The sequence below is a fragment of the Pseudomonas sp. CFBP 8770 genome (genome assembly GCF_014841705.1).
GTDB lineage: Bacteria > Pseudomonadota > Gammaproteobacteria > Pseudomonadales > Pseudomonadaceae > Aquipseudomonas.
This window is the reverse complement of sequence record NZ_JACYUL010000003.1, coordinates 250,998-262,884: the sequence shown is the minus strand read 5'-3', so window position 1 is coordinate 262,884 and position 11,887 is coordinate 250,998. Positions and strand designations below refer to the sequence as shown.

At 62.9% G+C, this 11,887-nt stretch carries 10 protein-coding genes; all 10 read right to left on the bottom strand.

The genetic code is table 11. The features are described 5' to 3' along the window. Nucleotides 1-36 precede the first annotated feature (36 nt). Nucleotides 37-771 (bottom strand): ATP-binding cassette domain-containing protein, encoded by a 735-nt coding sequence (locus tag IFT98_RS08505; RefSeq protein WP_122480667.1) that lies wholly within the window; start codon nt 769-771, stop codon nt 37-39. Continuing rightward, nucleotides 764-1,726 (bottom strand): ABC transporter permease subunit, encoded by a 963-nt coding sequence (locus IFT98_RS08500; protein WP_192048050.1) that lies wholly within the window; start codon nt 1,724-1,726, stop codon nt 764-766. Before IFT98_RS08500 ends, IFT98_RS08505 begins: the two co-directional genes overlap by 8 nt. Nucleotides 1,727-1,801: 75 nt before the next feature. Next, complete coding sequence (locus IFT98_RS08495; protein WP_122480464.1) at nt 1,802-2,599, bottom strand: transporter substrate-binding domain-containing protein; 798 nt, start codon at nt 2,597-2,599, stop codon at nt 1,802-1,804. 238 nt (nt 2,600-2,837) lie between these two features. After that, nucleotides 2,838-5,414 (bottom strand): glucans biosynthesis glucosyltransferase MdoH, encoded by a 2,577-nt coding sequence (gene mdoH, locus IFT98_RS08490; RefSeq protein ID WP_192048049.1) that lies wholly within the window; start codon nt 5,412-5,414, stop codon nt 2,838-2,840. After that, a complete protein-coding gene (locus tag IFT98_RS08485) occupies nt 5,407-7,146 on the bottom strand; it encodes a glucan biosynthesis protein G (RefSeq protein ID WP_342214143.1) in 1,740 nt (579 codons plus the stop codon). The genes mdoH and IFT98_RS08485 overlap by 8 nt, the downstream gene beginning before the upstream one ends. A gap of 262 nt (nt 7,147-7,408) precedes the next feature. Further along, entirely contained in the window at nt 7,409-7,846 is a 438-nt protein-coding gene (gene dtd / locus IFT98_RS08480) for a D-aminoacyl-tRNA deacylase (protein WP_192048047.1), read from the bottom strand. Next, complete coding sequence (gene pip, locus IFT98_RS08475) at nt 7,843-8,814, bottom strand: prolyl aminopeptidase (RefSeq protein WP_192048046.1); 972 nt, start codon at nt 8,812-8,814, stop codon at nt 7,843-7,845. Before pip ends, dtd begins: the two co-directional genes overlap by 4 nt. A 90-nt stretch (nt 8,815-8,904) precedes the next feature. Further along, entirely contained in the window at nt 8,905-10,050 is a 1,146-nt protein-coding gene (srmL, locus tag IFT98_RS08470) for a PheS-related mystery ligase SrmL (protein ID WP_192048045.1), read from the bottom strand. Nucleotides 10,051-10,183: 133 nt separating this feature from the next. Then, complete coding sequence (locus IFT98_RS08465) at nt 10,184-11,005, bottom strand: quaternary amine ABC transporter ATP-binding protein (RefSeq protein ID WP_192048044.1); 822 nt, start codon at nt 11,003-11,005, stop codon at nt 10,184-10,186. Further along, nucleotides 11,002-11,853, bottom strand: coding sequence for an ABC transporter permease (locus tag IFT98_RS08460; protein WP_192048043.1), 852 nt, complete (start codon nt 11,851-11,853; stop codon nt 11,002-11,004). Before IFT98_RS08460 ends, IFT98_RS08465 begins: the two co-directional genes overlap by 4 nt. Between the last annotated feature and the right edge of the window lie 34 nt (nt 11,854-11,887).

Genomic DNA, 11,887 nt, shown 5'->3' with positions numbered 1-11,887 from the left:
GCGAAGGCGGTCTGCGGATCGGCGCAGGAACCTGGGTTACAACACCTGCCGCAAAAACGCCTGTGCCCTTGGATCCTTCGGTGCATCGAAGAACTCGGCCGGGGGCGCGTCTTCAAGCAAACGGCCGTGGTCGAAGAACAGCACACGGTCCGCCACTTCACGGGCGAAGCCCATTTCATGGGTGACGCACACCATGGTCATGCCCTCTTCGGCCAGGGTCTTCATCACTTCCAGTACTTCACCGACCATCTCCGGATCGAGCGCCGAAGTCGGTTCGTCGAACAGCATCACCTTGGGGTCCATGCACAGCGCCCGGGCAATGGCCACGCGCTGCTGCTGGCCACCGGACAGCCGTGAAGGAAACGCATCGGCCTTCTCGCCGATGCCTACCTTGGCCAGCAACGCGCGTGCCTTGGCCTCGCGCTCGGCCTTGCCGCGCTTGCGCACCACTTTCTGCGCCAGGCACAGGTTTTCCAGCACGGTCATGTGCGGAAACAGGTTGAAGTGCTGGAACACCATGCCGACTTCGCGCCGATAGGCATTGATGTTGGTCTTGGGATCGTCGAGACGCAGGCCGTCGATGCTCACCGAGCCTTCATCGAACGCCTCCAGGCCATTGAGGCAACGCAGGAAGGTGGACTTGCCCGAGCCCGAGGGGCCCAGTACCACCAGCACCTCGCCCCTGGCCACCTGCGTGCTCACCTGATCGACCGCGCGCACCACCTGGCCACGGGTATTGAACACCTTCAACAGGTCGCGTACTTCAATCACTTTGCGCAAGCCTCCGCTCGAGCCGGCTGGCGAAATACGACAGCGGCAGATTGATGACCAGGTACAGGGCCGCCACGCAGAACCAGATCTCAAAGGTCGAGAACGACGTGGTGATGGCTTCGCGGCCGCTCTTGGTCAGCTCGGTAATGGCGATCACCGACACCAGCGACGTGTCCTTGACCAGGCTGATGAACTGCCCGGCCAGGGGTGGCAGAACGCGCTTGAAAGCCTGCGGCAGGATAACGTGACGCATCGACTGTCCGGCATCCAGGCCAAGCGAGCGGGCGGCCTCGCCCTGCCCCTTGGCGATGGACTGCACGCCCGAGCGTACGATCTCGGCCACGTAGGCGCCGGTGAACAGCGCCAGCGCCGCCACCCCGGCGAACTCGCGCGAGAGGTTGAGCACGGTACCGATGAAGAAATAGAAAATGAAAATCTGCACCAGCAGCGGCGTACCCCGCACCAGCTCGACATACACCGTCGACAGATGGCGCAAGGTAGGGTTGCTCGACAGCCGGCACAGCCCGGTCACCAGGCCCAGCAGCAGGCCGGCCACGCCGGACACCAGCGACAGCCACAGCGTGGTCCACAGCCCCCAGGCGATCGGTCCGGCAGTCCAGTGGCGCGTCACGCCGATCTGGTCGCCTTCGGAAACGTCATCGCCCTCTTCGAGCACGACACTGCCGCTGTCCACCAGCAACACCTGTTCGCCACCGTCTTCGTCGCGCAAGGTGACCCGCGCCTGCCCACCCTGCTGCGCGATCCGTTCGACGCTGCCATAACCTTCGGCGCGCTGCGGCTGCTCGGCCTGATAGACGAAGTACTGCGGCACGCGATTCCAGTGCCACTCGTAGGAAATGCGCGAGGTGGCAGCGTACAAGCTGAAAGCCAGGCCGATGAGCACCAGCGCGGTGAGCCCGTGCCAGGGCCATTGAGCTTTGTGGTGTTTGATCACAGGGGGTTCAATCCGCTAGAAGACCGCCGCGCGGGGCAGGCCCGCGCATCGGAGAAAGTCTGGCCAGAGGCGCAGTCATTGCATTTCGTCGAGCCAGTTCTTGCTCACGAACCACTTCTTGTGGATACGATCGTAGCTGCCGTCTTCACGGGCCTGACGCAGGAAGTTGTTGATGAAGTTGAGGCTGTCGTAGTCGCCCTTCTTCAAGCCGAACGCCAGAGGCTCGTAGGTAAAAGGCTCGTCGAGGTAGACCAGTTTGCCATTGCCGACCTTGTCCACCGCCACCACGTTGTAGGGCGAATCGTAGATGAACGCATCAGCCTTGCCATTGACCACGTCGAGTACCGCTTCAGGCTCGTTGTCGTAGCCGTGGTACTGCGCCTTGGCGATCAACTTGCGCGCCACGAACTCGCCGGTCGTGCCGACCTTGGAGGTGATGCGGTAGTCCGGCGAGTTCAGGTCCTTGTAGGTCTTGACCTTGTCGGCCAATTCCTTGCGGATCAGCAGGGTCTGGCCGACGACGATGAACGGGTCGCTGAAGTTGATGCGCAGGTTGCGTTCCTGGGTGAGGGTCAGGCCGCTGCCGATCATGTCGAACTTGTCGGTCATCAGCGCTGGAATGATGCCATCCAGGCTGGTCGATACCAGCTCAAGCTTGACGCCCATGGACTTGGCCATGGCCTTGAGCAGGTCGACTTCGAACCCGATGATTTCGCCACGCTTGTTGGTCATTTCGAACGGCATGTAGGTCGGGTCCATGCCCACGCGCAAGGTGCCGCGCTTGACCGCTTCGTCGATAGCGCCCGCTTGCGCCGAGCCCACGACAGCCATGGCCATGACGCCGAGCAGCAGCCGCGACAGATACTTGTTCATCACCAATTCCCCTAGCCAACTTCGGGCACGACCAAGCCTGGGCGCACCATTTCGGGGTGCGATCCTAACTCAAACAGGGGATTGAACAAAGTTTGGCGAGGAAATGAGTGCCAGATGGCACTGTTGGGGGGCATAGCGGATGAACCGTGGTGCGGCCTTCGTGGCCGCTGACCGCTCCCGCAAGGAACTGCAGCATTCCTGTGGGAGCGATCAGCGGCCGCGAAAGGGTGTGACGCGGTCAGGCGTTCTGCAAGCCTGCCGCCGAGGCGGTATCCAGCGTTGGCACAGCCGGCGACTGCCGCTCCGCCTGCTTGGACTGACGCCATGCTTCCAGCCACGCAACGTTCTGATCGGCCCAGACATGCTCGTGTAGACGCGAAATCGCTACCGGATCACTGAGCAGCGACATGCGCGTGCTGTTGTCGAGCTTCTGCGGGCCACCCTCCAGGGCCTGATGCACCCACTGCGCTCGCATGCTTTCGATCGGCCCCGCCTTGCCGTGCCGTGCCGTGCCCAGGCCGTAGGCCAAGGCATTCTGGCGCGGATCGACGACGGCGCGCACGAACCCATCCTTGAGCGCGTTATCACGGTTCGCCTGGGTGTAGCGATCGGTGGACAGCAGCTCCTGCGGCGTGTCGTACTCCTCGGGAATCAGGAACAGCTTCTCATCGCGTGCCTGCATGCCCAGATTGGTCCGGCTGGAAATCACCGACACCGGGATCGACAGCATCAGCGAACCCACGATCGGCGTCAGCCACCACAGGAAGCTGGGGTTCAGCCAGATCACCAGGGCAGCCCAGGCTGCGCCCAGCAGCGTCTGCGAGCCGTGACGCTTGATCGCCTCGCTCCACGGCGTGGAGTCGTCGTCACGCTGCGGCGAGTTCCAAGTCGCAGCCCAGCCCAGAAATGCGGCCAGCACGAAACGGGTATGGAACAGCATGCGCACCGGCGCCAGCAGCATCGAGAACAGCATTTCCAGCAGCATCGACAAGGTGACCTTGAAACGGCCGCCGTATTCTTTCGCGCCCTTGGCCCAGATCAGGATGATGCTCAGCAGTTTGGGCAGGAATAGCAGAACGATGGTGGTGGAAAACAGCGCCACCGCCTTGTCCGGGTGCCATTGCGGCCACAGCGGGTACAGCTGACGCGGCGCCAGGAAGTAGGTCGGCTCCATCAGCGTGTTCACCGCCAGCAGCGCGGTGGACAGCACCAGGAAGAAGAACCACAACGGTGCCGACAGGTACGACATCACGCCGGTCAGGAATACCGCCCGGTGAACCGGGTGCATGCCCTTGACCAGGAACAGGCGGAAGTTCATCAGGTTGCCATGGCACCAGCGGCGATCGCGCTTGAGCTCGTCGAGCAGGTTGGGCGGCAGTTCTTCGTAGCTGCCCGGCAGGTCATAGGCAATCCACACGCCCCAGCCGGCGCGGCGCATCAGTGCCGCCTCGACGAAATCGTGGGAAAGGATCGCACCGGCGAACGCACCTTTGCCGGGCAACGGCGCCAGGGCGCAGTGCTCAATGAAGGGCTTCATGCGAATGATCGCGTTGTGCCCCCAGTAGTGCGATTCGCCCAACTGCCAGAAATGCAGGCCGGCGGTGAACAGCGGACCGTACACGCGGGTAGCGAACTGCTGCATGCGCGCATACAGGGTGTCCATGCCCGAAGCCTTCGGCGCGGTCTGGATGATGCCCGCATCCGGCGTGGCTTCCATCAAGCGAACCAGACTGGTCAGGCATTCGCCACTCATCACGCTGTCGGCGTCGAGTACCACCATGTAGCGGTATTCGCTGCCCCAGCGGCGACAGAAGTCGTCGAGGTTGCCGCTCTTGCGTTTGACCCGACGGCGACGACGACGGTAGAAGATATGCCCGAAGCCACCGGCTTCGCGGCACACTTCCAACCACGCCTGTTGCTCGGCAACCGCGATGTCGGGGTCGTTGGTGTCGCTGAGCACGAAGAAGTCGAAACGATCCAGGTCACCGGTGGCCTTGACCGACTCGAACGTGGCGCGCAAACCGGCGAAGACGCGTGTCACGTCTTCGTTGCAGATCGGCATGACCAGCGCGGTACGCGCGCCTGCCTCGATCGGCTCGTTGCCCGCGCTGGCACCGGAGATGCGGTACTTGTCGCGACCGGTGAGCAGTTCGAGGAAGCCCATCAACGCCGTCCAGAACCCCGCCGATACCCAGCAGAACAGGATCCCGAAGAGGATCAGGATGCTGGTCTGCAGGAAGTACGGCAGAACCTGAGTGGCGGTTTGCATGATCGGCTGGCGAACCACTTCGTCGAGGTCGACCATGCCCCAGCCCTGGTACGGCATGATGCCTTTCATGTACCAACCGGCGACGATGGTCTGGCCCAGCATCAGCACCAGCAGGATGTAGCGACGCATCGAGCCGACCCAGCGCCAGCGCGCCTTCGGCAGCACCCGCTTGTCGCTGGTGGGCTCGGGCTTGCTGGCCTTGCCGGTCAGTTTGCGCCATACCCGCACCAGCACGTTGGTGCGCCACGGCTCCGGGATCACCAGCGTGCGGTTGATCGGTGGCGTGGCCTTGAGCTGCAGGCGGCCGCTGGCATCGACGCCAAGCATCTCGGCCTCTTCCAGTTCGGCAGCCGAGTCCAGCCGCAGGCGCTGCTCGACCGAGTTCTGTGCGCCGAGCACGGCATCGTGCGCCGGGCGCCCGGAAAGGCGCTCGTGCAGTTCGGTGAAGGACGTGCAGTCGGCAAGTTCTGCGCGCTGTGCGTCCCCCAGGGGCAAATGAGCCAGATATTCGCCTAGCGATTCTGGCCGAGCTGGAGAATTAGTCATCGGCGGGCAACTGGTAGCTCCAGGTTTCAGTCAGGACCTGTTCGGTCTTGACCGGTTCGGTAGGTGTGACAGGAGCGGCTTCAGGCGCGACAGGTGCCTGGGCAACCTCGGCAGCCTTGTCGGCCTTGCCGTGTGCCTTGTCATGCTTGTGCGCAGCCTTGTCTTCGACCGGCTCGGCTGCCTTGACAGGCTCTACCGGCAGATCCTTGACCAGCGCCGCACGCATTTCCACGGCCTTGTTCGGATCCTTGACCTTGACCCGCAGGGTCAGGCGCCAGCCTTTGGTTTCCGGGTTGTAGCGAACGTTGTTCTCGACCAGTTCGGCGTTGTCGTCAACGCTGACCTGACTGCGAACGGCGGCGTCTTCAGGAAGAGCGGCCAGCACCGGACCTTCGTAGTCGATCAGGAAGGCAATGCTGCCATCGGCCTGACGAATCAGGTTGGACTGCTTCACGTCACCGGTCGAGCGCAGGGTCTGGTTGACCCAGGCAACGTCAGGCGAATGAAACTCGTCTTCGTCCGTGGTCCAGTGCAGGCGATAGTTGTGCTCCAGCGCCTGGCCTGGCTCCGGGATCTTTTCCGGGTTCCAGAACGCCACGATGTTGTCGTTGGTTTCGTCGGCGGTCGGAATTTCAACCAGGTCGACGGTGCCCTTGCCCCAATCGCCCTTCGGCTCGATCCAGGCGCTCGGACGCTTGTCGTAGCGGTCGTCGAGGTCTTCGTAACGGGAGAACTCGCGGCCACGCTGCAGCAGACCGAAACCACGCGGGTTCTCGACGGTGAAGCTGCTCACCGCCAAGTGCTTGGGATTGTTCAGCGGGCGCCACAGCCACTCACCGTTGCCGGCATGGATGGACAGGCCGGTGGAGTCGTGCAACTCGTGACGGTAGTTCTGCACACGCGACGGCTGGTTCGAGCCGAACAGGAACATGCTGGTCAGCGGCGCAATGCCCAGGCGGCTGACACGGTCACGCAGGAACACGCGCGACTCGACGTCGACGGTGGTGTCCTTGCCCGGACGCAAAGTCAACTTGTAGGCACCGGTGGAACGCGGCGAATCGAGCAGGGCGAAAATCACCAACTGCTTGTCGCCTTCGTTCGGCCGTTCGACCCAGAACTCGCGGAACCGCGGGAACTCTTCACCCGACGGCAGTGCCGTATCCAGGGCAAGGCCGCGGGCCGACAGACCGTAGACCTGATTTTTGCCGATGACGCGGAAATAGCTCGCGCCCAGCATGGTCATGATTTCGTCCTGCTTGTCCGCCTTGTTGATCGGGAACAAGACGCGGAAACCCGCGTAGCCCAACTGATCGGTGGATTTGGGATCGAACTGCAGGTCGCCGAAATCGAAACGCGCCGGGTCGTACTTGATTTCGTTCACGGTGGTAGCGGTGACTTCGTTGATCTTCACCGGGGTGTCGAAGTGCATGCCCTGATGATAGAAGGACAGTTTGAACGGGGTCTTGGCGTCGGCCCATTCGGCGTTTTCATTGCGGAAACGGATCTTCTGGTAGTCCGCAAACTTCATGTCGCGAAACTCTTTGGGCAGATTGCTGCGCGGAGTTTCGAATTTCTGACCGGCGAGCTCCTTGGCGCGTCCGGCAACATCATCCAGGCTAAAGGCCCAGAGTTGGCTGGCGCTGAACAGGCAGAACAGTGCAGACCCGGCCAGCATCGCATTGCGCAGCCGAGTGCGGGGTGTTCTTGAAGCATTTAAAGGACTAACAATCACGAGCAACCCTCGCCGAAAACATATCGAAAAACCAACGGCCAGCAGTCTTGCGCCGGGTTGGCGAGCACTGTTCCGACTCCAAAAGGGCTTAATGATTCCCCAAGCGGAGCCGGACACGCTTCAAACTGGACATACCGGGTAGCGAAACGTGGCCCCCTGGCGCGCGATTATCTAGTACGTCGCGTCACAACGCATCAGGGTAGCTCAAGTATTTATGCAGTGAAGAGCAGTCGACGACCGCAAACTCGCCAGCAATAGGCCACTAAATTTGTAACAAGAAGGTTACAGGCCCATCGTTGGTCAGGCTTACCTGCATATCGGCACCGAATTGCCCGACCTGAACCTGTGGATGCGCTTTTTTTGCAGCCTCGACGAGGTGCTCGAACAGCGCCTGCGCCAGGGCTGGCACGGCCGCAGTGGAGAAGCCTGCGCGCAGACCGCTGCGGGTGTCCGCCGCCAAGGTGAATTGCGACACCAGCAGCAGGCCGCCGCCCACATCCTTCAGCGACAGGTTCATCTTGCCCTGCTCATCGCTGAATACTCGATAGTTGAGCAGCTTGTGCAAGAGCTTGTCGGCGCTGGCGGCCGTGTCGTCCGGCTCGACCGCCACCAGCACCAGCAGCCCCTGGTCGATCGCCCCGATGGTTTGCCCGGCCACCTCGACGCGGGCCTGGCTGACCCGCTGCAGCAGCCCCTTCACGCCTCTTCCAGGGGCAAGTCCAGCAGGCGCCGCGCCATCTGCTCGGCGGCGCGCACCAGGGCGTCGGTAATGCCCGGCTCCGAAGCGGCGTGGCCGGCGTCGCGAATGACCTGCAGTTCGCTGTTGGGCCAGGCCTGATGCAGCGCCCAGGCGTTGTCCAGCGGGCAGATCACGTCGTAGCGGCCGTGCACGATGACCGCCGGCAGGTGAGCGATACGGGGCATGTCGCGGATCAACTGGTCCGGCTTGAGGAAGGCATTGTTGACGAAGTAGTGGGTTTCGATGCGTGCGATCGACAACGCACGCTGCGGCTCGGAGAAGCGATCGACCACCAGCGGATTGGGCCGCAGGGTCGCGGTACGCCCTTCCCAGGTGGACCAGGCCTTGGCCGCGTGCATCTGGGCAATCTGGTCGTTGCCGGTAAGACGCTTGTGGAAGGCCTGCAACAGGTTGCCGCGCTCATCGAGCGGTATCGGCGCGATGTAGTCCTGCCAATAGTCGGGGAACAGACGGCTGGCGCCGGCCTGGTAGAACCATTCGATTTCCTGTGGGCGGCAGAGGAAAATGCCGCGCAGGATCAGGCCATGCACCCGCTCGGGATGGGTCTGGGCATAGGCCAGGGCCAGCGTGGAGCCCCAGGAACCGCCGAACAGCACCCACTTGTCGATGCCCAGATGTTCGCGAATGCGCTCCATGTCTGCCACCAGCCGCCAGGTGGTGTTGTTCTCGATGCTGGCATGGGGCGTGGAACGGCCGCAGCCGCGCTGGTCGAAGGTCACGATGCGATAGACGTTGGGATCGAAGTAGCAACGGCTCTGCGCGTCGCACCCGGAACCCGGGCCGCCGTGGATGAACAGCACCGGCAAGCCCTTGGGCGAGCCGCTTTCGTCGACATACAGCACGTGCGGCTCTTCCACGGCCAGATCATGCCTGGCGTAGGGTTTGATCTGCGGGTACAAGGTTTGCATCGTGCGCTCCGTTGGATGTTGGGTCTCTGCCTTTGGCCATCATAAACCCGAATGACCGCTCGGCGCATTCTCCCTATCCATTGCAGGGTTTCACAAGCGCTCCCCTACCAGATAGGCGCCACCCGGCACGCCCTGGTGCAGGGCCGTGCGGATGTCGCGGTACAGACCGTCGGCCTGCTGTGCAGTCAGGGATTGGGCGTGGTCGCGCAGCACCACCTGCAGCACCAGGTTGTGCTGGCCGCGAACGATGCCCAGGCGCTTGATGGTCAGCGAAGGCAATTCCTCGAACGGCCAGCAGCCGCGTATGTGCAGCTCCTCGATCCAGCTGGCGCGGTAGCCGGCCACCTGCAGGACCTGCTCGGTGATGTCCTCGATGCCCAACCCCGGTGCCACCGCCAACGACAGGTCACGGCTGATCGCCGGCTGGCGGTACAGCGGTTGCCAGGCCTTGAGGTCGCCCATCTGCGCCTGCACCTGGGGATGGCCATCGCGCAGCAGGCGGATGTCCGGAACACCTTTGCGCAGCATCGCCAGGCGATCCAGCCCCAGGCGCAGGACCAATCCGCCATGGGCCTGCGGATCGACATCCAGACGCTGCAGGAACGCCGGGCAGATGCAGCCGCAGGCGAGGATGTCCACCGGTGCCTGGCGGGTCACCAGACTGACGTTGAGGCCATCGCGGGTAAATCCGCAGGCTCCGCAGCTGTGCCCCCACACTCGCCCCGGCACGGCGATGTCCAGTACATCACCGACCAGCCGCAGCAGTTCCTGACGATTGCCCAGTTCGGCGTCGCCCAGTACCCAGATGTCCATCTGGTGCGGCTCGGCGCAATGCCAGCGATCACGGATATCGCGACGAAAGGTGATGCCCGGTGCGGCGAGCATGATGGTTTCGCCCGGTGCCCGACGTGCTGCCGCCGCTTGCAGGCCGGTGATGATCGCGCTGCTGGTCTGGGTGCGCAGCAGCAGTTCGTCATCGACCCAGCAGCTGTGGTTGCCTACTTCATCCATCACCTGGGGATCGTCGCCGCACAGCTGGAAGTTTTCCACGGCAGAGATGATCCGCGGTCCCTTGTGCACCTCGGCCAGGGGCCAGCCTCGTCGCACCAGGCCGGCGAGCAGGTCCCTGACCAGCAGGCGCACGGCATGGGGCGGCTCGCAAGCGTCGGTCAGGTCGGCAATGCGCAGCGCCTTGTGTATCGCTTCATGGCTGAGATAGTGCTTGGTGACGGGCATGCAGGCATTCCTTGTTCGAGGCGAATGCCTGCACGCTAGGCAGGGTGTTGCGGGACCACAATCAGAAAAGTCTGAAAGGCCTGTTATTCAGAAACGTCTGTCGGACGTTTCCGAAAACACGCCGCTCGGCGCTTCAGATCGCGACGCTGCGCCGCTGGACGAACCGGTCGACATAGTCGTCGGCCGGATTGTGCAGGATTTCCCTGGCGGTACCGGCCTGGATCAGGCGTCCATCCTTGAGGATGGCAATCCGGTTGCCCAGGCGAAGCGCTTCGTCCAGATCGTGGGTGATGAACACGATGGTCTTGTGCAGGCGGGTCTGCAGTTCCAGCAGCTGGTCCTGCATTTCCGCGCGGATCAAGGGATCCAGGGCACTGAACGCCTCGTCCATGAGAATGATGTCGGTATCCGCCGCCAGCGCCCGCGCCAGGCCCACGCGCTGGCGCATGCCGCCGGAGAGCTGCTGCGGGTAGGCACGTTCGTAGCCGTTGAGGCCCACCGCTTCGACCCAGTGCTGCGCGCGCTCCTCACACAGCGCCTTGCTCTCGCCTCGCACCTTGAGGCCATAGGCGACGTTGTCCAGCACGCTTTTGTGCGGCAACAGGCCGAAGCTCTGGAACACCATGCTGACCTTGCGTCGGCGAAATGCGCGCAGCGCCGGCATGTCGTAATGCAAGATATCCTCGCCATCCACCAGTATCTGGCCACTGGAAGGATCTACCAGCCGGTTGAAATGCCGCACCAGGGTCGACTTGCCCGAACCGGACAACCCCATGATGACGAACACCTCACCTGCGGCGATCGACAACGACAGGTCGTCGACCCCGACCACGCAGCCGGTAGCGGCCAGCACCTGCTCCTTGCTTTGCCCTTGCTGACTCAGCGCGAGCGCTTCTTTCTCGCGCTTGCCGAACACCTTGTAGACATTGCGCACTTCGATCTTCGGCGCGTTCATCGGCCTGCCTCGTGACGTGGGCGACCATAGGCCTGGGTGATGCGGTCGATCACGACCGCCAGAATGACGATTGCCAACCCGGCCTCGAGCCCCTTGCCCACGTTCAAGGTCTGGATGCCCACCAGTACGTCTTCGCCCAGGCCGCGGGCACCGATCATCGAGGCAATCACCACCATCGACAACGCCATCATGGTGGTCTGGTTGATACCGGCCATGATGCTCGGCAGGGCCAGCGGCAGTTGCACACCGAACAGTTGCTGCCAGCGGTTGGCACCGAAGGCGTTGATCGCTTCCATGACCTCGCGATCGACCTGGCGAATGCCCAGGTCGGTCAGGCGTATCAGTGGAGGCGCCGCGTAGATCACCGTGGCGAAGATGGCCGGCACCTTGCCCAGACCAAACAGCATCAGTACCGGGATCAGGTACACGAAGCTGGGCATGGTTTGCATGATGTCGAGCAGCGGCATCAGCACTGCACGCAGCCGGTTGCTGCGCGCGGCGAGAATGCCCAGGGGAATGGCGATCACCACGGAAATCAGCGTGGCAACCAGCATCAATGCCAGGGTCTGCATGAGCTTGTCCCACAGCCCCACCGCGCCGACCAGAAACAACAGGCCGACGATGACCAGAGTGGTCAGCCACTTGCGCGATGCATGCCAGGCGATGCCGCCGACAATCGCCAGCATCAACCACCAGGGCGTCATGCGCAGCAGGCTTTCCAGGTTGACGATGGCCCACAGCAAGGTGTCGGAAATCTGCCGGAAGACATCTCCGTAGCGGGTCACCAGCGCATCGACGCCGTCATTGACCCAGTTGGCGATGGAAAAAGTGAAGCTTTCAGGAAACATGGGGCGTTCTCGATGCTGGGGGCTTTGTCGATAC

Bases quoted from the DNA above. Each gene is read 5' to 3' on its own strand.
- IFT98_RS08495 (WP_122480464.1), bottom strand. From the start codon at position 2,599: ATGAACAAGTATCTGTCGCGGCTGCTGCTCGGCGTCATGGCCATGGCT.
- mdoH (WP_192048049.1), bottom strand. From the start codon at position 5,414: ATGACTAATTCTCCAGCTCGGCCAGAATCGCTAGGCGAATATCTGGCT.
- pip (WP_192048046.1), bottom strand. From the start codon at position 8,814: ATGCAAACCTTGTACCCGCAGATCAAACCCTACGCCAGGCATGATCTG.
- srmL (WP_192048045.1), bottom strand. From the start codon at position 10,050: ATGCCCGTCACCAAGCACTATCTCAGCCATGAAGCGATACACAAGGCG.
- IFT98_RS08465 (WP_192048044.1), bottom strand. From the start codon at position 11,005: ATGAACGCGCCGAAGATCGAAGTGCGCAATGTCTACAAGGTGTTCGGC.
- IFT98_RS08460 (WP_192048043.1), bottom strand. From the start codon at position 11,853: ATGTTTCCTGAAAGCTTCACTTTTTCCATCGCCAACTGGGTCAATGAC.